We start from the raw sequence: 19627 nt of genomic DNA, 5'->3' as shown, positions 1-19627 counted from the left end.
GCAAGTCGCAGTGAAAGCAAGCAGCAAAGCTGTTTAGGCCGGTTAAGATGCCAGGTTGATGGTCAGCATTGCCGACTGTTGCGGTAAGTAGGCAGGTGCCGTCAAGCGCTTGCCGGTATTGTTACCAGTGAATGCCTGCTTATTGTTAAGTTCATGTTCCAGGTGGTTAAACAGTTTATTCAGCTTTTGATTACCACGGTTATGTTGTACGGCATCCAGGATAAAGCGCAATTGCCTGTTAAAAGTCTTTAACAGCTGCTTTTGCCCGTCTGTCATCACCGCTTGCAGCAGAAACTGTCTTTGTTCATACCAGCATTTAAGTTCTTGGTTAATACAAATGGCATCTCCTGTCTGCTTTTGTCTGTATAACCCTTTGATATAGTAATTAATTTCTATCAGTTTCTCTTTATCAGCGGCACTGAGTGTTAAGCTTGTCCGGGCAAAAAGCGCATCAGCCTGATCCAAAATAGCATTCACCAAAGCCAGGGCTTCATCTGTAATACCTGCAAGTGTCAGATAGTTTTTACGCTTTAAATCGCTTTGCTGGACGATTCGCTGAGCTGGTTTGGATATCGGTGTTATTTTTCTCAATGTATTCATCATATGGCTTCACCCGGGGACATCCCCTACTTCGTGGTTTGTGGGAGAAAATTTAACAAAAGTGAAAAGTGCTAAACAGCTGAGAAATGCATCGCTTTGTATCCGAATGTAGCACAAGCAATTGAAGGAAAAGTTGTTTTTTTAACGGATCCCGGCCTGATTATTAAGCGGCACCAGCCAAATTCGCGGCTTACACCAAGATAGGCGAAAAATTCCTTCTTTCTTAGCCCTCTACAAAAGCATAACATTACTCAAACAAAACTCGGCCTGTGCTCTTATAAAATCAACACAGGTTTATGTATTTTGGGAGCAGATTCAAATGAAACGGCATTTTAGCCTAGCCCTCGCACTTACCCTTATCGTGCAGCTTAGCGCCTGTGGCGGTGGTGGCGATAGCACGGACACGAATAACGGCAACAGCACCCCGGTGGTAAATCCGGATACGGGTAACTCAGGTAATGGTGGCTCGAATTCAGGGGGTGAAACAGGTAATAACGGCAATGGAGGAGCAACGGGCACAGATCCGGTACTGACAGATTCCGGCCAGATAAGCCGCTTCCTGACCCAGGCCAGCTTCGGACCGACCGACGAGAGTATTTCAGCCATGCAGGGGGTCAGTGTCTCAAGTTGGCTAAAAAATGAATTTGAAAAGCCGCCAAGCCTGCATTCTCCTCTGATTGAACAATACCGGGAAGTCGGCTTGCTCGAACATGTTGCCGGTATGGCATTTTGGAAAAATGCCCTGGTGGCGGACGATCAGTTGCGCCAGCGCATGGCTTTTGCCCTGTCACAGATTCTGGTGGTGTCAGATTTTGGCGAAAACCTGCTGTTTGATGTCCCCCAGTCCATAGGTTATTACCAGGATTTGCTGACCCGCCATGCTTTCGGTAATTACCGGGAGTTACTCGAAGCGGTCACCTATTCCCCCGCCATGGGGTTTTATCTGACTTATATGGGCAGTGAAAAAGGCGATCCCGACACCGGACGAATGCCTGATGAAAACTATGCCCGGGAGATACTCCAGTTATTTACCATAGGCCTGGTTGAATTAAATATGGACGGCACTGTTAAAGTGGACGACCGGGGCCAGGCGATCGAAACCTATAACAATGCCGATATTACCGGGCTGGCAAGAGTCTTTACCGGCTTAAATTTATATGAAGGTCTCGATGATAACGGCGAAGAATTAACGGAGTCGCTAAGGGTTGCCATGCCGATGCAAGCCTTTGAAGACTCCCATTCGAGTTTAGAAAAAACCTTCCTCGGCCAAACCATTGCCGCCAATACCCCGGCTGAGGAAAGCATCAGCCAGGCATTGGATATTATTTTTGCCCACCCTAACCTTGCGCCTTTCATCAGCCGTCAGCTGATCCAGCGTTTCGTCACCAGCAACCCCGGCCCGGCGTATATTGAACGGGTGGCCAATGCTTTTGAAAATGGCGTATACCGCTTTAAAGACGGCACCAGTGTCGGTACAGAAATCAGGGGAGATCTAAAAGCAACCCTGGCGGCGGTACTGGCCGATGATGCCGCCAGAGAAACCTCTGCCGAACAGGGCTTTGGCAAAGTCAAAGAGCCGGTGTTAAGGTTTAGCCAATGGGCGCGGGCCTTTGCCGGTGATAGCATCAGCCCTGAATATATGTTTGAGTTATGGGATACCAGCGCAGCCAGCAGTTTAGGCCAGCATGCCTACCGCTCTCCTTCGGTGTTTAACTTTTATCGCCCGGGTTATATTAAACCGGCAAGTTTAACCGGCGCCGCGGGTATGACCATGCCCGAGCTGCAAATTATCAACGCCACGACTTTACCCGGTTATATCAACTTTATCAGCTTCTTCATTCAGGGGGATATGGACAGTGAAGAATACAGCCAGGAATATGCGGAATTTGTCGAAGTCGATAATATCAATTTAGATCCCGGACCAGCTACCAGCAGTTTTGCTGCCGACTATAGCGATGAAATCGCTTTGGCTGATAATGCCGCAACCTTAGTGGCCCATCTTAATACGCTACTGGCCGCAGGCAGCTTATCAACAAGCTCAAGCGAGCGCATTATCACAGCCATTAACGCCATCGACGCCGAAGATAAAGCCCAGCGGGTAGAAACCGCCATATTAATGATCATGACCAGCCCTGAATTTCTGGTACAAGGCTAACGGGCGTATGCCGTAAAGGAACAATCACCATGAAAATGAATCGCAGACAATTTTTGAAAAATTCCACCGCTCTGGCTACCGCCACCGGCCTTGGCAGCTTAACAGCGGTCAGCTCTGCCCTGAGCAGTTTCAGTGCCCTGGCCGCCACGGGAGATGACTATAAAGCGCTGGTATGCGTCTTTCTCCACGGCGGTATGGACAATCATGATACCGTTTTACCTTATGATCAAAGCTCTTATAACCGTTATGCGCAAATTCGCCGGTCGCTGGTCAGTCAATACCAGGGGCAAAGGGACAGAAATAATCTCTTGCCCCTGAATCCTGATAATGCTGCCAGTTTCGGCGGCCGCGCTTTTGCTTTGCCGCCGCAAATGCCGGGGATCAGCAATTTATTTGCTCAGGGCAATGCCGCCATCATAGGCAATGTCGGGCCATTGATCACCCCGGCGACACAAGCTGAATTTGAACAGGAGTCGGTAGCCTTACCCAGCCGGTTATTTTCCCATAACGACCAGCAAGCCACCTGGCTGTCCAGCTCCCCCGAAGGGGCGGTTTATGGCTGGGGCGGCGCTTTTGCCGATGCCGCCATCAGCGCCGGTCAAAACAGCAGCCGGGAATTTAGTGTCATCACCAGCGGCGGCAATGACCTGTTCCTTACCGGAGAGCATGCCATTCCCTACCAGATAAATGCCGGTGAAGCACAGGAAATCAACGCTTTAGGGGATGTTGACGATAACGAAGCGCTGGCACAGCTATTGGCCTCGCATTTTGCAGCAACAGACTTTAGCAGCAGCAATTTAGCCCAGCAGGATATTGCCGCCGCCCTGGCAAAATCCAGCGCCACCAATAACAGCTATAACCGGGCACTTGCCGGGATCGCTCCTTTAACCACCTCCTTCCCGCAAAGTCACCTTGCCAGGCAGTTACAAGGGGTTGCCCGTACCATTGGTGCCAAAGAGGCCTTAGGGGTAAAACGCCAGGTCTTTATCGTCGGCATGGGCGGTTTTGATACCCACTCAGAGCAGGCAAAAAGCTTACCCGAACTGCATGCGGCGTTAGATGGCGCCATTACGGCATTTTATACCGGCATGCAGGAGCTTGGCCTCGGGGATAAGGTTACCTTGTTTACCGCCTCTGATTTCGGCCGAACCCTGGCGGTTAACGATGACGGTACCGACCACGGTTGGGGCGGACATCACTTTGTCATCGGCGATGCGGTCAATGGCCGCAATATTTACGGCAATATGCCACCGATGTCCTTTGGCCATGCTCAGGATGCCGGCAGCGGCCGTTTGATTCCCACAACCTCGGTAGAACAAATGGCAGAGCCCCTGGGTCGCTGGTTTGGCCTCACCGAACAGCAACTGGCACAGGCATTGCCGAACCTGAATAATTTCTCTTCCCGGCTGAATTTTATTTAACCCGCCTTTTACTCGGCAGCTTTTTAAGGCGGATGCATTACCCTTTTCCGGGCAGGCATCCGCCTTCTTGCCTTGCTAAAGCAAAGTCACTAACAGCAATTATTCATTTTCCGTGGCATAAGCCCTTTGTACCGCAGGACGCACCCGGATCCTTTCATAAAAGGCGCTCAGGTTCTCGTAACTTGACAGCGGACAACTCAGGGCGTCGGTCCAGCCAAGCATGGCAAAGAGATAAAAATCGATAAAACTGACCTGCTCCCCCAAGAGGTAACTTCTGCTGGCAAGATGTTTATCAATAAAAATAAACATTTCCTGAATTTCCTCATCCGCCACTTCATAGACTTCATCGGCCGCCAGTTCAGACTTGACATAAGCGCCGGGGGCAAATGCCCGGCAATAACTGCGGTGCAACCCGGCAGAGAGTATGTTCATCCACTGGTAAAATTCACCGCGGGCCTTGCCGGTTTCCGGCCTGAGACTGGATTTTGGAAAATGATCGGCTAAATAGTTAAGAATCGCCACCCCTTCGGTAAGGATCAAATCATCGTCAATCAACACAGGCACGGTCGCCAGAGGATTGACCTCCAGTAATTCAGGACTGACTTCTTCGCCGATATTTACCCTCAAAGGAGCAAAGTCGGCATTAAGCTCTTCTAATGAAATATGAACAGCCAGCGAACAGGCATCCGGCGCATAATATAATTTATACATAATATATCCCTTAAAATGTCGTTAAAGGCAGCAAGCCTTGTTGATGCTTGCTGCGGTGGAAAGTTAATCTGCTAGTGATTGGCAACCAGCTCGGTTTCAGCGCGGTTATTTTCAGAGACAAAATCGAGAATATTAAACTCGGTATTGGCTTCTACCCGCTCAAAAGTATCCCTTGGCATCCGGGTATCGGAAATTCTGAACTGGGCCACCTTTTCATTGTTGGGCATCATTTGCGGATCATTGAGATAACCGCCTACTTCCGGTGTTCCCGGGGCCAGACAACCAAGCAAGGGCATCACCTGATCCTGCAACTCTCTCGTTTCGCGCGTGGTCATCATCACCGCACTTTCCGGCGCAACAAAGGCCAAAGTGGCGATCACACGCACTAAAGCATCATCCTGAACCAGTTTCTTATTCGAGGTGCCAAGGGCCGGGTTTAATCTCGGCAGCGAGAAAAACACGGTTTTTGCCGTGGTGCTCATCAGATACTTGGCATGGGCGATCAGCCCGGCAACTTCCTCGCCGACATCCTTGTTAACCCCAAGCAAGGAACCTATCTGGTGGGAAACAAAGCCCATTTTCGACCAGGAGTCATGAGAGTCGATGCGGTTTTTAAAATTTGCCTTAAAGGCATCTCCTTCCTGGGCCATAAACCGGGTATACATGGTTTCGTTATAAGTTTCCTGATTGACGCACATCGCCACCCTGTGCCTGTCTTCGGGTTTGATAAAGTCGGCAATGATTTCCATATACTCCGGCTGCAGGCTGCCGATATTCATATAAACGGTTTTAAAACCGAAATCCAGGGCGCGGCGCAGTGCATAGCCGACAATAAAAGCATTGGCGCTGCGGGCAAAACCGTCGTTATATTCACCGGTTAAAAAAGCCACCCCGCGCATATGTTGCTGCTCGTACAGGAATTTCAGCTGCTCATCTATCATCGAAGGGGTGGAAAACTGGCGCACCAGGCTGTCATTATTCTTGCGCATGCCGCACATCTTACATTCGCCGTCACAGTGATTGGTCAGATAAATAGGCACAAAACCTATGATATTGTTTTTACGGTAAGCTTTTTTCCTGCGCTTCCCCGCCTCGATTAATGCTTCGGTGCTGATATCGGCATTATTGTAAATTGACAGTGCGGTTGCCGCCGCAATATCCGGGTCTTTGATGATTTCCGTGGTGGACAGATCGATTTGATCAATATCTGCGGCAAGGGTTTTCACTTTTTCATAGTTCAAGACATCTGTATAGAACGACATTCCTTTCTCCTTTGTTCCATATAACTCTACCGACAGCTAATGAAATGAAAGCTCATTTCAACAATAGAAAGCTTTTCGCCCTTTCGGGCAACATCAGTTTAAGAGCACACACTCCGTGTTCTTTTCTTACCCGGCTTTTGTATGCCTTTGCGTCTTTGCGCGCAACATATAAACAGCGAGAGGGCAATAAACGAGCACAACACTTGATCGAGGTCAATAAATGGTCAACCAGTTAGCAGGCGTTTAGCAGAAAGAACACAGTAAGACTTAAGGCAATGGGCTAACCAAGACTGCCGAGACTGGCCAATAAACGCTGCAGCTCCTGCTCAAGTTGTACCAGGGCATCTTCTGCTATTTCTACCGGCTGTTGTGCCAGGCCTTTATCGATATCGGCGGCCAGGCGGGATATCGTCAGTGCGCCGATATTACCGGCAACCCCTTTGAGGTTATGACTGATGGCTTTTGCTTTGTCATAGTCATGGTTTTTGATGGCGCCTTTGAGCTCCGGACTGATATGGCAAAACTTTTTGGCAAATTGCACCACCAGTTTTTCCAGCAAAGGACGTTTGCCAAGACAACTTCTTAATCCTGCCTGTAAATCTATGCCCTGGACCTGGCGCTGATTGATGGTTAACACGGTTTCGCTCTCCCGGGTATTTTGCTGCTGGTGCTTTTGCTTGTCATGGTTCGGCCCCAACCACTTGGCCAGTACCGCATAAAAGTCTTGTGCATCCAGGGGTTTGGTCAGATAATCACTCATGCCTATGCTCAAACCGACTTCCCTGTCACCCACCATGGCACTTGCGGTCAAGGCAATAATAGGCAGCTGCTGCCAATCGGGGTTTTTACGGATAATTTTGGTGGCTGTGACACCGTCCATTACCGGCATCTGGATATCCATCAGCACCAGATCATAGGCATGCTGCTCTAAGGCAGCAATTGCCGCTTTACCGTCTGCGACCGCGGTTAGTTTTATACCGCTGTCCGCCAATAATTCCATAACGATTTCCCGGTTGATGTCATTATCTTCTGCCAGCAGTACCTGTTTACCCTGCCAGGCTGGTGATACAGGTTGCGGTGTTGCCTGCGGCTTATCAACAGGATCATGCTCGCCGCACACCGCCCGGTATAACCGGGAATAATAAATCGGCTTTTTCAGGTAATATCCGGTATAACTTGCCAATTGCTCCGGCATAGCCTGGCCTGAGGTCAATAAATAAACCGGTATTTTTTTATCCCCCGTGGCCAGGTAGTCACACCGTTGACCGAGTCGCTCGATAAAGTCGATCACAGCCGCCGGGGTCAGCACAGGGTCGAAGGAATTGTCAATCAGGATCAGCTCGATATCCTGGAGCTTATCCGCTAAACCGTGGACGGAATTTGCACAGCTTACAGGTATGTCGAACACCGCTAAGGTATTTGCCATACTGGTGATGGTTTTCTTATCCGTACCGATCAGCAGCACCTGCGGCACCCAGCACTGCTGCGGCAGTGCCGGCGCGGGGGCAAGCGCCATGGGGATATTGACGGTCACGCTTGTACCGACATTTTCCTCACTACTGAGCAGCAACTCACCTCCCATCAAAGACGCCAGCTCTTTACAGATCACCAGGCCAAGACCCGAGCCGCCAAAACGGCGGGTAATAGAGACATCTGCCTGGCTAAAGGAATGAAACAAGTTTTTTTGTGCCGCTTTGCTGATGCCGATACCGGTATCTTGCACGGTAATTGCCAGCGTCACCATATCCTGTTTGCCCGATACCGCTTTAAAAGTCACACTCACATAACCCTGGCTGGTAAATTTAATGCCGTTGCTGACCAGGTTTAACAGGATCTGTCCCAGGCGCAGCATATCGCCGGTATAATAAAGCGGCAGCGGCGGCTGTAAGTCAAACAGTAACTGTATTTGCTTATCCCTGGCCTTAGGACCCGCTAACATCGCCAGTTGCGATAACAGACCGTCGATGGCAAAAGACTTGCTCTCAAGATCGAGTTTGCCCGCTTCTATTTTGGAAAAATCCAGAATGTCATTGATAATTTGCAATAAAAAATTAGCCGAGCTATGGACCTTAGTCAGGTAATTGTGTTGTTTGGCGTTTACTTGCGTTTGCAGGCAAAGCTTCGACATGTTGATAATGGCATTAAGGGGGGTTCGGATTTCATGGCTCATATTGGCCAAAAAAGCACTTTTTGAGCGGTTGGCCGCCTCGGCATTATAGATAGTCTCCTGCAATTGCTGATTAGCCCGGTACAACTCTTCGCTGCTTTGTGCCACCGACTTTTTCAAGCCCCGGTTAAGATTAAGCACAGTCGCCACCACCAAAAGGGTAAGCACGACAAAGAAAATCGCGGTCCGCAGATAAAATGTCTCCCGGGGGGCCTGCTTAAAATAATCCAGATAATGAAATCCACTTAAATCCCCCGATTCTGGCGCCAGGCCTTTTTCCTGGTAGATTTTCGAGATCTGGGTAAAGCGCCCCATATTGATATTGCCAAGCTCAGTTAATAACGGCCTGATCACCCGCCGGGTGGCCTGGGCTTCGTATGTCAGCGCAGCCCGGCTTTTTTGGCTGTGATAATCCGTTATCAACCAGTCGATCACCTGCTGTGGGTTTTCCAGGGCATATTGCCAGCCGCGGATGCTGGCTTTTCTGAAGGCTAGTACCAGCTCGGGATCCCGTTTAAGCAAGCTTTGCGAGGTAAACAGCAGATCGCCGTAAAAGTCGATACCGTAATTGATGGGATTGGCGATGTTCACCTCTATGCCTTTTTGTTTATAGAGGAAAGGCTGATCCGTGATATAGGCGGAGATAACATCGGTATCTCCTTTGATCAGCGCCATATCATCAAAACTATGGGGCAAATACTGGTAATCGCCGGGCTTTAGCCCGACTTCATAGAATAAGGCGGCGATCATGGCATCATTGACCCCTTTTTGATACATGATGCGTTTGCCGACAAAATCCAGCGGCGACACCATTTGCTGCTCGGCCAGGCTGATCAGCACCATAGGGGAGTTTTGAAAAATACAGGCCAGTACCACCACAGGTTCGCCATTGAGTTTATGCAGGGCTAAACTCGAGTCCGAGATGCCAAAATGCGCACTGCCGGCCAGCACCTCTGCCACGGGACTTGAATTAATATCCCGGGGTAAGATGGTGACCCGCATTCCTGCTTCGCGATAATAGCCCATCTTTTGCGCGGCATAATATCCGGCAAACTGAAACTGGTGAAACCACTTTAGCCTCAGGACGACTTCCCTGCTTTGGATCTGCTGGGCCTGTAAAAGCATAGGCGATACACACAGCGCACCAAGAAATAAGGCACGAAAAAATGTGGCTAACTGGCTAAACATATTTTCTCTGGGGGCAGGCTTGGAGACATCAAGCGTAAACGTTTGCTAGCAGGTGTTGTTATACAGTATAGAAGAATGTCGGATCTGGGCTTAATGACCAAGTCAGGCGCTTGTCTGGCGAACAGGTCAACGGCAATATTTTCTTGGCTCTGTAATAGCGCTGACGGGAAAGGCATATCCCCGCCTTGCGCACATAAACAAACATTTTCCCCGGCTGACATTTTTACCGCCACCGGGAATATCGGGGGCAACTGGATGATCGTTGCTAAGTACCATCGCCGAAGGCCCCCTTACAACCCGGACTAAAAATTATATTTAGTGGTATAAATAAAACCATTTTGGTAGGTATTGGCACCAAGTTTATCCTTGGCATAGCGGTACTGGATGCCAAAAGATAACTGGTCGCTATAGTGATACCACACAGAGGCGGCGCCATTTAACCCGGTTTTGTCGCCGTTAATATCGGCATATTCGTCGGCGCGCAATAACTCGATTTCATTCCAGTTGAAAAAGGTCAATTTATGATCATTGATAAAGGTGGTGTAACCTAAAGCCCAGCCGGTCATGACACCGTTAAAGCCGGCACCTATATCGCTATTATGAACATAATGTGCCCCTAAAAACGGCCGCATCCAAAAGCCGCTGTCGGTATTTAGTTCATAACTGAGTCCGGCGATCAGGTTTTGCTCATAGCCACCGGCAGAATCGCTGAAATTAAAAATATCTCCGTACCAGTTCCAGTTGGAGTCAGAAATATTGATATTCACTGTGGTTTTAGCCTCGATGCGAAATTGATCCGCCCCGTGCTGGCCTGCCTGATCTGCTTTAAAATCCCCCTTAGCCGGGTTTTGCAGATAAAGAAACCCATAGACATCTCCCCAGTCGTATCCGCCACCGGCTTCAGCGCCGACATAACTGAAACTTTTTTTGCCGGAGCGCTCCTGTGTGCCCTGGCTCCAGTCCCAGTAATTGACCGAGACATTCACAAAGCCGCTATCCTGCTCGGCAAAAGCAGGAGTAGCGTTAAAGAGCAGCCCGGTAACCAATAGCTTGCTGATGATTTGGACTGTGTTGGTTTTAATTGCTTTTTTCGTTGTATTTTTAATCATTTGGTACATAGGAAAGTTCCTTTTAAAATTAATTGATAAATTTTGTCTGCTGAAAACGTTAAAGCTGAGTGAAGCTGGGCCGACGCTTTTCAATAAACGCTGCCATGCCCTCTTGCTGATCTTCACTGGCGAACAGGGAATGAAAAACCCGGCGCTCGAACAAGAGTCCCTGCGTTAGCGGCAATTCCATCGACTGCTCTATCGCCTCTTTTGCCAAAGCCACACTTAAGCGCCCTTTCTCGCTGATGCTTTGCGCCGCAAATAAGGCTTCTTCCAACAGGCTTTCATCGGTAAACACCCGGGCCACCAGGCCTGACTGCTCTGCTTCACTGGCCGGCATATAACGCCCGGTTAAGATCAAATCCATGGCTTTCGCTTTGCCTATGCTGTGGGTCAGCCTTTGCGTGCCGCCGATACCGGGGATAACCCCGAGGTTAATTTCCGGCTGTGCAAACACCGCACTTTCCCCGGCATAAATCAGATCGCACATCATGGCCAGCTCACAGCCCCCTCCCAGGGCATAACCGCAAACCGCAGCTATCTTCGGGGTTTTGATGGCAGTGAACTGCTCCCAGGGACTGAAATAATCTTCAGCTATCATTTGCTGGCAGGATTTACTTTGCATTTCCTTGATATCGGCACCGGCGCAAAAGACCCGGCTATTGCCTGTGATCACGAAGCAGCCGATATCTTCCCTGGCTTCAAGCTGCTGCATTTTTTCGATCAACTCCTGCATTAATGCGCTGTTTAAAGCATTAAGGGCCTGATCGCGATTGAGGGTGAGCAAGGCGACCTTACCGGTGATTTCCACCCGGACATTGGCACTTGCCTCTAAGGCTTCATTTTTGGTGCTTTCGCTGCTTTTTACATTGATGTTATTCATAATAAGTTCCTTTAATTATTGATTGATAAGGCATTACCGCCTTAACACTGACTGTTGGGCTCACGAGTCCCAGATAGCGCCGTAAGCGGGAATGCCGCGGCTTTCCATGCCATAAACCACTTCATTGGTGAGTGCCTGATTGGAGATACAGATCACCGCCTCGGCATTAAATTGCCGGTAGGCGCGATAAGCCAGGGCCACCATATCCGGCTTACCTTTTTCTTTGGTATTCCAGATCACGGCATCGGGCTGTACCGACATAATTTCATCGACCAGTTCATCACCGTAGGTTTTACGCGGATCACGGGTTGCCCATACCAGTAAGGCAGGCACCTTGGCAGCTAATAAATGCGGCAAACAAGGACCGATACCACTGCCGGTGGCAATATAAACAACGCGTTTAAATAACACCTCGATATTGGCGACCCCGGCGGTTGGTATGCCCCGCACCCAAAGGTGTGAAGGCATATCGTCGATAAGTTCACCGGTCCAGTCACCGGCACGTGAAATAGTCAGCCTGAATCCGGGTTCATTCGGGCTCGGCACATTGGCGAACGAATGCCACTGGGTTAAGGGGCTGCGGCTGATTGCGGTCGATGAACCGGCAAAGGGTGTTACCCCATAATCAAACTTGGCCAATACCACGTGGGAAGATGGCCGGGAGATCGACACAGGCACTTTTTTTAGCCTGAGCCAGGGCAAGATTATGCTGATGGTGACCAGGCAAAGCAGGTAGAATGCCGGGCTTTGCAATACCGGGGCTAGCTCACCACTTGGCGGAACAACAGACAACCAGGTATGCAACCAGAAACCCGCTAACACGCTCCAACCGCCAAACCTGTGGACGATTTCAAACAGGTTGTGATAATCGCGGCGTATGGCAGGCAAGGCACAAAGTGCTATCAGCACTAAAGCCGCTGACAATGCCGTCGACAGCGCCAGTAAAAAGTCCGGCACCAGGTTTATGCCCTGCAACGAATAAAACCAGAGCGAGGCGTTATAAATGAAAAACCAGGCGGTAGCGAAGGTCGCACAGCCACTGTGCAAACCACCAAAATGGTAGACCTTGGCTAAGTGCCAGCGAATGCTCAGCGGCCAGCTGGTAGGGGCACGCGTAGCGAGCCAAAACAAGGCATTGATCACATATTGCTGGCGGATCAAAATCGCCACCGTCAGGTTTATCAGCATCAGCTCGCTGATGGTTTCCAGGGCAAAACCATTTTCATGCCACCAGTGCTCGGTAAATACGCCGTTAAATAAAAAGTAGAGATTAACGGCGCTCACCAGTAAAAATAAACGCTGGTAATGGGCCAGAAACGGATATTTCAAAAACCGCTTTACCAGGGACTGCTGCTCCGGCAGCGCCAATGCCATTGAGTTATTCATAACTGACCTCCGCCGGGGAAACCCCTTGTGCCTGCAAAGGCTCATTTGGTTCGGGCTTGTTGGCCAGATAACCGGCCAGTAAAGCGCGTTTATCCACCTTTCCCCTCGGGGTCATTGGCAGCTCAGCCAGGGGCATGATAGTCTTGGGAACCGCGTAATAAGGCAGGCCCTGCTCAGCGGCTTGTTGTAGCTCATCCATATTAAGCTCTGCCGGGGTGACAAAGGCGATCAGGCTTTCCTTATCCAGCTTTAACGTGACCGCCTGGCGACAACCCACCACTTTTTCCAGGCAGGCCGAAACCGAGTCTAGCTCTACCCGAAAACCTTTGATCTTCACCTGATCATCAATGCGTCCCAGGTGCTCGAGCTCGCCGTCGGCATTCCAACGTCCGAGATCGCCGGTCCTGAACATCATGGCGCCGTTGCCGCGAAAGGGGTCACTTTTATATCTCTGTCCGGTCAGGACATCATTGCCCAGATACCCCTGGGTCACGCACTCTCCCCCGGCCCACATCACACCGGTTTCCCCGATCCGGCACGGCTGCTCATTTTCATCGAGCACATAGACGGTATTATTGGGGGTCGGACTGCCGATGGTTAACGACTTAAGCCCCTCCTGGTAATCTTGCATGGTATTGACAATAGTGGTTTCGGTCGGGCCGCAGGAGTTATAAAAGCGGCAATAGCTGGACCATAAATCCGCCAGGGGTTTAGGGCATGGCTCCCCCGCCACCGCCACGCATTTAATCTTGCTAAAATCGCCAGGGTTAAGCGCGGATAAGATCGACGGGGTGGCGATAATGGTTTCAACATCCGGGTCAATATCGCTGATTTTTTTGCCGCGAATACATAAGGTTGCGCCATGCGCCAGGCTGGTGAAAATTTCCCAGGCCGCCATATCAAAAGCGATGCTAAGCACTTGCGCCACTTTTTGCCGGGGCTTTGTCATCAAGTTGCCGGGCGGTGTTAATACAATATTGCACAGATTGCGGTGGCTGACGCAGACCCCGTTGGGTTGGCCGGTAGTGCCTGAGGTAAACAACACAAAACTCAATAAACTGCCGTCCCGGTAGCGGCTCAGATCCGGCAAGGAGAAATGCTGATAGGCTTGCCCGGTGATCACTTCATCCGCCCATACCAGCCGGCATGCATGTCTTGGCGGCAGTAAATGGGCAAGATCGGACAAGGTTAAAATGACCTTGATCTTGGCAACCTTAATGATATGCAATAATTGCTGGTCCTTGGTCACCCCTAAATGCTGCGGCACATAAGCTGCACCAAGTTTCAACACCGCCAATATGCCCACAACCATGGCTATAGAGCGGGTTAAAAACAGTCCCACCTTATCGCCGGGTTTCACCCCCAGGGTCATCAGCTTTTTCGCCAATAACTCTGCTTTTTGATTTAACTGACCATAAGAAATGCTGCTGCCCAGGTGGGTGACGGCAATATCGTCTGGATTAAGACGGGCATATTGTTCGAAGGCCTGATGGATTAAGTGATAATCCGGAGCTTCTACCCCCCCCTGACCGAAAAACTCGAACAGGATCCGATCTGACAAAGGTAATTCCTGTAAGGGTTCAGGTAAAAATGCCTGCCTTTGAACTGCTGCTTTTTGATAGGTTGATTCAGATGTAAGTCCCTTAGCACTGGTGCTTTTGATCAGGTAAGGACTCGGTTTGCTTTCATTTACACTTTCTATTTGGGTTAATTTATTTGTACTCATAATCGTTCCTTTTAAATATAAGCACGAAATAAGTTAACCAAATGCCGCCAAAAATAACTCACACATTAATAACGATTCGATCACGGTTTTCTAACGTTTCAATCTCATTTTTATCACATAAGTATCACATACCTGATTGATGGCTCTAATTTCTAAAGCACTGTATTTATTGTAAAAACTCGGTATCTCGCCAGGCAGGCAATTTTGTTGAAAGTAAAGGAAGTGAATAGCAGTAATAGGCAGCTAATGAGACTGGGGCTCAAGGAGTAAGATCGTGATGTGACTTTTGCCGGGCGCTACCCGGCAACAGCAATGCTTTGAATGCCAGGTAGAGCAAGTATGACTATCCCGGTATAAAGTAAAACGCCCGTAACTTAAAGCCAAAAAGCGATAGTGTAAGCAGGCGTTAAGGCTGTTAGCTCTTGCTCTTTTGGGCAATATTTTCCCGGCTTATTTTCATCAACCATAAAGGTTCATCCGCCGGCTTCATCATGGCCACCAGGGCAAAGCCCATACGCTGGTAAAAGCGAATAACGGCTTTATTATGGTATTGCACATTCAAACTGATCCCGGCAAATTCCGGAGACTTGATAATAAAAGCATATAACCTTTCAAAAACCGCCCTGCCGACCCCTGAGTTTTGAAAAGCAGTATCGACCTGGAAACCGCCAAACCAGAGATAATCATCAACATCCTTGACCAGGGTAAAAAAGCCCGCCACCTGATCGGCTATGCTGATCACAAAGACTTCAAATGGCGGTTTGTTATCTTTACGGTCGAAAATATATTGGCTTTGCACTTTCATCGGTGACGGCACAAATGCCTGCTGTAAGGGATATAACCGGATGCGTAAAATTTTCGACCAATGTGCCGGTTTTAAAGGTTCAATATTAATATCTGCTGACGTTATCAATTTGCTGTTCCTCAAATAATGCCAATAAATCTCTCTGATAGCGGGTTTCTAATTCCTGCTGAATATAATCAATACGCTTGCCGTGAGTCAGAAAGGTTAATGCGGTCGAGACAAACGAAACATAGTGCTTAAGGGTTTGCTTTTCCTGGGCAAGAAATTTTTTACAATCAGCTATATTTTGTCCTCCGCGGTGAGGCACTTGGGTAACTTCATTGCTGTCATACAGGGCCAGCATTTGCTGACAAGTTTGCAAAAATGCCTGCAACACCAAAATTTCATCAAGCTTGGTGCGAGGTTTTTGGTAACAGGCCAACTCTGATTGCAGACACTTTGATGTACTTATTCGTAAAAACATCAGTGCTTTTAAAAACCCTTCCGGCTCACCCGGGCCGATATCTATGTCCAGGGCATAGTTTTCTATCTCCATCAAGGCCATTTTTTCTGCTATCAGGGGATCTGCGACATCCAGAGATACGGTGATCCTGGCGCTGTTAAAACGGCTATCATCGTGGACAAAGCCATAGCTGGCAAAAAGGCGGCGGTTACTTTTACGGCCGTAACTGACGGTAATCTCTTCACCGGCAGCAATGTTATCCTGACTGACCAGCACTAAGGCATTTTTTTCCTTATTTTGCTGCCAAAGGCTATTGGGGCTGGACATGTGATTGGCCATATCGAGCAAGGGGGCCAGCACCACTTCACCATTGAGGGTAAAGCAACGACTGTTGATCGCCGTTCGTGCCCACATATATTGAACAAGAGTCACGTCTTTCATTTCAGGAAGTTCCCTGAGCCGGTGATAATCCTGCTCCAGGGTAAAACGCCTCATCAGTATCATTTCAATAACGGGGGAACCCTGTAACTGACTGAGCATGTCGGTGGAATAAAATAACGGAATGTGGTTAAAGTGTGTCGGCAACATCTCCAGATAAGGTGCCCAAAAGGAGTTTTCCCTGTTGTTTTCTTGCAACAGATAAGCTGACAGTAAGGCATGCCCCTCCTTGCCCCCGGCTTGTGCCAGCTTTTCTCCGATATCGGATTGTCGGGCTAATCCGACACTCATCAAATGAGACCGGGGTAAAGTTAACAGCTTCTCTCCTGCATGAATCGTACGCGTAGCCACTAATTGACGCTCACCATTATTCAGGTCATTGATCCTCATCACTGAGCAATCAATGCCAGCTGTCATTAACCATTCGAGTAAGGCATATGACGGGCAATTTGTTGACTGAAATTGGGTTAATTGCATAACATTCTCGCTTGTTGTTTTTAGGTAGGTAACAGCAGCGGGAATTTGGTCGCAAAAAAATAGCAAAACTGTGGCTTAGTTCCATGCAAACTTGATAGCTCTGCCTGCTGGATACAGGAGTTTGAAAATACCTGCTAAGAAATTGAAAAACGGCCCTGAATTGATTTGTGCTCAAATTCAAAGGCCGTTTAAAAGGTTCCATATAAAACAGGCAATTAGATTAAATACGGGACTGTATTGATATAAAGCCTTATTTATCTGTTTTCGAAGATATCCATCATGCTGTCGAGAATATCATCATAATCATCGAGCAGTTCCTGCGACTCCTGGACAATAGCAGCCATATCCTCCTCAAAAGCGGCGGCAATATCTTGATCATCATAAACAATATCAGCCTCGTCATCTTCATTTTGATAAACGCTGTCAATATTTTCATCCAGATCCTCCCTGTAAACTATCTCAAGTTCGTCGTCTTCCGATGTTTGTACAGCCCCGAACCTGCTCAGGTCGATCTTCTTGCTGACCAGTTCATCAGTAGTATCAAGTAAGGCATTTAGCCGCTCAATAATTTCCTGATCCATAGGTTCGTTGGGCTTAGCCCCCTGTTCAGAGATCTTGCGGTTAACCTGATCTTTGAGATTATCAATATTGTCCAGCTGCTGCTCAAGTTTATCCAGGGTGCCGTCATGTAAAGCCTGGGCCCGGTAATCATTGCTATCAACGGTGATTTTTTCTAATGCTTCGAGTTTTGAACTGATCAAGGCTGAGCTGACGTTAAGGCGATCCAGGCACTCGGAATAAGTTGTAGCAACCTGCTTGCTTTTCGTGCTATCAGGCTCATCCACAAAACTCACCGGAGTATTAGCGAAACTGACTTTCGTTTCTTGCACTTTCTGCTCTACCGCATCGGGATTCGTCATACTTTCATACGCAGCGGTTATCGAATGCAAGGCTTCCATACTCAGACTGTTTTTATGGCCGCCTTTATACCAGCTGTCTTCCATTTTCTTATTTAATATCGAAAACAGCACGTCTTTTATTTCTTCATTATTAACCCCGGGAAGATCTATCTGATGAATCGCTTCCCTCACCGAACGCAAGGCCAGATCAAAACTTTCCTTTTTCTCGGCATTTTTCATGGCAAAGTACGATGGCTTTGATTCGCCATGTAATTGTACCTGGCCAGTACTTTCATTCTTGGTGGCACTTAGGCGAATATCTTTCCCGGGGGCATCGTTAACATGGGTGTTAACATAGGTACATAAACTGTCCATCTCGGCTCCTAAAGTACAGGCTTATGCCCGGATCATGTTTGGGTTCATAAAAGAGATATTGTCCACCAGCTTTTGCTTATCCTGACTCGTTGCCGTCGGCCAGCTTTTAAGCAGATAGCGCCAGTGGATCATTTGTTCAGCAAAGTTAAAAAAGATCGCAGAAAACTCTAAGGTATTTAACGAGGTCGCACTGTAATCCCCGAGTAATAAACAACTGTCGCCATTGCCGCTTAAAGCAGTTTTCACCGACCTTTGCTCCTGGCCCAGGGCATTAAAGGTCAGGAAAAACTTATACAGCTCCAGCTGATCTTGTTTTTCTATGGCCCCGGCTTCGCCGCTAAGGGTAAAACTGTCATCTTGCTGATGGTAATAAACCCAAACCAGTTCGCTGTCACCGTATTCAATGAGCCAATAGCCATTTTCAAACTGCACCACCGAACTCGCCTTGAGCACTTCACCAATATCTGCCATCAATAATTTGAATTTATCTAGCGGTTCCATATTTACCCTGCATTCTTTTCAATAAGCGTTAAAGAATCGACAAAACAGACTCAGGTGGGTTGCCCCACCTTTGTCACATTTCCAAACCAATCGCAATTACACGCGGCTGCCGACGATTTCACTGTTGGTCTGGTGTCTGGCATCGTTGATGGCCTTGATCATATTCATGGCATCGTTGATGATCTGTTTTGAATCCCTGAAGTACTGGTTTTGATCTTCAGATTTGGAGCGGTACAAGCCAGACTCGGTTTCCGCCCTTTGCTGCTCTTCCTGATCTTCAGTAGAAACAAAGGTAATGGTTGAACCGGTTGTTCCGGCGGCGCCTTCGAGGATCTTACCGGCAGCGGTATATTTCGCCGTCGTTGCCTGTGCCTGTGCTTCAGTCATTTTCGGACCGGCTTTACTGGCGTTACTCGAAGTGCTGCTCGCCGTTGACGCCGTGGTAGAACCTTCACTCATGCCTTCGGCCAGACCATTTGAAGTTTTCACTGTACCGCCGGAAGTACTGCTGGTGGTATTGGTTGGCGTAGGGGCTTTAGGCGCCGCTGTTGCACCGGTAGACGGCGTGCTTAAGCCTTTCAAGGTTTTAATACCGCCGGCCATGGAAAGCGCGCCACTGACGATAGTCACGGCGTTAGTGATCATGCCCACCATAAAGTCTTTCGCAGCTTTATCACGCATGGCGGAAATGGCTTCTTCACTTTTTACCACCATCATCTGGCGGTCGCCGTTACGCATTTCCCGGTTAACATCTCTTTGCTCACGTACCGTTTCCAGGAATAACTTCATGATTTCATTAAAATCCGCCATAAAGTCGCGTCCCACTACGCGGTCCTGCGATTCATCGCTGCCGGCTTCAAGCTTAGGCGGCGCCAGTTGCGGCACATCATGGATAGTAATGGTACCCTTGTCGGTTTGTACCACCAGGTCGTCATCCACCAGCTGGATATTCTGGACCGTGCCGATATCTTTTCCCTGGATGCCGTTGGTGGTGCCGCTGCCGTCTGCTGCGGTAAAGGTCACCTGGTAGTCGCTGTTTAAATAATCTGTTACTTGTGCATTGGGTGTAACTGTAGCCATAA

Annotated in this window: 15 protein-coding genes; 2 read left to right on the top strand and 13 right to left on the bottom strand. The window is 48.8% G+C overall.

Annotated features, from left to right (window positions below; genetic code table 11):
- Window positions 1-42 precede the first annotated feature (42 nt).
- Window positions 43-603 carry a hypothetical protein gene (locus QL234_RS09045; protein ID WP_281557488.1) on the bottom strand — a complete coding sequence of 187 codons (561 nt, stop codon included), beginning with the start codon at window positions 601-603 and terminating at the stop codon, window positions 43-45.
- A 316-nt stretch (window positions 604-919) separates the two neighbouring features.
- Here QL234_RS09045 and QL234_RS09040 point away from each other — a divergent pair, with 316 nt between their 5' ends.
- Both QL234_RS09040 and QL234_RS09035 read left to right on the top strand, forming a co-directional pair.
- Entirely contained in the window at window positions 920-2755 is a 1836-nt protein-coding gene (locus QL234_RS09040) for a DUF1800 domain-containing protein (protein ID WP_281557487.1), read from the top strand.
- Window positions 2756-2784: 29 nt separating this feature from the next.
- On the top strand, window positions 2785-4176 hold the full coding sequence (locus QL234_RS09035; protein WP_281557486.1) for a DUF1501 domain-containing protein: 1392 nt from the start codon (window positions 2785-2787) through the stop codon (window positions 4174-4176).
- Between the two features lie 99 nt (window positions 4177-4275).
- On the opposite strand, the gene QL234_RS09030 is transcribed toward QL234_RS09035, so the two are convergent.
- From QL234_RS09030 to QL234_RS08975, 12 genes are all read right to left on the bottom strand, one after another.
- The gene (locus QL234_RS09030) at window positions 4276-4887 is read right to left on the bottom strand and encodes a glutathione binding-like protein (RefSeq protein WP_281557485.1); all 612 of its coding nucleotides are present in this window, start codon (window positions 4885-4887) and stop codon (window positions 4276-4278) included.
- Between the two features lie 71 nt (window positions 4888-4958).
- On the bottom strand, window positions 4959-6149 hold the full coding sequence (locus QL234_RS09025) for a hypothetical protein (RefSeq protein WP_281557484.1): 1191 nt from the start codon (window positions 6147-6149) through the stop codon (window positions 4959-4961).
- A gap of 280 nt (window positions 6150-6429) precedes the next feature.
- Window positions 6430-9504, bottom strand: coding sequence for an ABC transporter substrate-binding protein (locus QL234_RS09020; protein WP_281557483.1), 3075 nt, complete (start codon window positions 9502-9504; stop codon window positions 6430-6432).
- Window positions 9505-9806: 302 nt separating this feature from the next.
- Window positions 9807-10622 carry an outer membrane protein OmpK gene (locus QL234_RS09015; protein WP_281557482.1) on the bottom strand — a complete coding sequence of 272 codons (816 nt, stop codon included), beginning with the start codon at window positions 10620-10622 and terminating at the stop codon, window positions 9807-9809.
- Between the two features lie 49 nt (window positions 10623-10671).
- Window positions 10672-11496, bottom strand: a complete 825-nt coding sequence (locus tag QL234_RS09010; RefSeq protein WP_281557481.1) for an enoyl-CoA hydratase-related protein — start codon at window positions 11494-11496, stop codon at window positions 10672-10674.
- Between the two features lie 60 nt (window positions 11497-11556).
- Complete coding sequence (locus QL234_RS09005; protein ID WP_281557480.1) at window positions 11557-12882, bottom strand: hypothetical protein; 1326 nt, start codon at window positions 12880-12882, stop codon at window positions 11557-11559.
- A complete protein-coding gene (locus QL234_RS09000) occupies window positions 12875-14608 on the bottom strand; it encodes an AMP-binding protein (RefSeq protein ID WP_281557479.1) in 1734 nt (577 codons plus the stop codon). The genes QL234_RS09005 and QL234_RS09000 overlap by 8 nt, the downstream gene beginning before the upstream one ends.
- A gap of 415 nt (window positions 14609-15023) precedes the next feature.
- Window positions 15024-15521 carry a GNAT family N-acetyltransferase gene (locus QL234_RS08995; RefSeq protein ID WP_281557478.1) on the bottom strand — a complete coding sequence of 166 codons (498 nt, stop codon included), beginning with the start codon at window positions 15519-15521 and terminating at the stop codon, window positions 15024-15026.
- Window positions 15499-16770 (bottom strand): SET domain-containing protein, encoded by a 1272-nt coding sequence (locus QL234_RS08990; protein WP_281557477.1) that lies wholly within the window; start codon window positions 16768-16770, stop codon window positions 15499-15501. The genes QL234_RS08995 and QL234_RS08990 overlap by 23 nt, the downstream gene beginning before the upstream one ends.
- A gap of 254 nt (window positions 16771-17024) precedes the next feature.
- Window positions 17025-18044, bottom strand: a complete 1020-nt coding sequence (locus tag QL234_RS08985; protein WP_281557476.1) for a hypothetical protein — start codon at window positions 18042-18044, stop codon at window positions 17025-17027.
- Window positions 18045-18065: 21 nt separating this feature from the next.
- The gene (locus tag QL234_RS08980; protein WP_281557475.1) at window positions 18066-18545 is read right to left on the bottom strand and encodes a type III secretion system chaperone; all 480 of its coding nucleotides are present in this window, start codon (window positions 18543-18545) and stop codon (window positions 18066-18068) included.
- Window positions 18546-18641: 96 nt separating this feature from the next.
- Window positions 18642-19625 carry a hypothetical protein gene (locus tag QL234_RS08975; protein WP_281557474.1) on the bottom strand — a complete coding sequence of 328 codons (984 nt, stop codon included), beginning with the start codon at window positions 19623-19625 and terminating at the stop codon, window positions 18642-18644.
- Window positions 19626-19627: the final 2 nt, after the last annotated feature.

It is taken from the genome of Thalassomonas sp. RHCl1 (assembly GCF_947387555.1).
GTDB lineage: Bacteria > Pseudomonadota > Gammaproteobacteria > Enterobacterales > Alteromonadaceae > Thalassomonas.
Note: the sequence above shows the minus strand (reverse complement) of the source record. Positions and strands in the feature narration are given on the sequence as shown.

Coding starts and splice junctions, on each gene's coding strand:
- QL234_RS09045 (WP_281557488.1), bottom strand. CDS start 603: ATGATGAATACATTGAGAAAAATAACACCGATATCCAAACCAGCTCAG.
- QL234_RS09040 (WP_281557487.1), top strand. CDS start 920: ATGAAACGGCATTTTAGCCTAGCCCTCGCACTTACCCTTATCGTGCAG.
- QL234_RS09035 (WP_281557486.1), top strand. CDS start 2,785: ATGAAAATGAATCGCAGACAATTTTTGAAAAATTCCACCGCTCTGGCT.
- QL234_RS09030 (WP_281557485.1), bottom strand. CDS start 4,887: ATGTATAAATTATATTATGCGCCGGATGCCTGTTCGCTGGCTGTTCAT.
- QL234_RS09025 (WP_281557484.1), bottom strand. CDS start 6,149: ATGTCGTTCTATACAGATGTCTTGAACTATGAAAAAGTGAAAACCCTT.
- QL234_RS09020 (WP_281557483.1), bottom strand. CDS start 9,504: ATGTTTAGCCAGTTAGCCACATTTTTTCGTGCCTTATTTCTTGGTGCG.
- QL234_RS09015 (WP_281557482.1), bottom strand. CDS start 10,622: ATGTACCAAATGATTAAAAATACAACGAAAAAAGCAATTAAAACCAAC.
- QL234_RS09010 (WP_281557481.1), bottom strand. CDS start 11,496: ATGAATAACATCAATGTAAAAAGCAGCGAAAGCACCAAAAATGAAGCC.
- QL234_RS09005 (WP_281557480.1), bottom strand. CDS start 12,882: ATGAATAACTCAATGGCATTGGCGCTGCCGGAGCAGCAGTCCCTGGTA.
- QL234_RS09000 (WP_281557479.1), bottom strand. CDS start 14,608: ATGAGTACAAATAAATTAACCCAAATAGAAAGTGTAAATGAAAGCAAA.
- QL234_RS08990 (WP_281557477.1), bottom strand. CDS start 16,770: ATGCAATTAACCCAATTTCAGTCAACAAATTGCCCGTCATATGCCTTA.
- QL234_RS08985 (WP_281557476.1), bottom strand. CDS start 18,044: ATGGACAGTTTATGTACCTATGTTAACACCCATGTTAACGATGCCCCC.
- QL234_RS08980 (WP_281557475.1), bottom strand. CDS start 18,545: ATGGAACCGCTAGATAAATTCAAATTATTGATGGCAGATATTGGTGAA.
- QL234_RS08975 (WP_281557474.1), bottom strand. CDS start 19,625: ATGGCTACAGTTACACCCAATGCACAAGTAACAGATTATTTAAACAGC.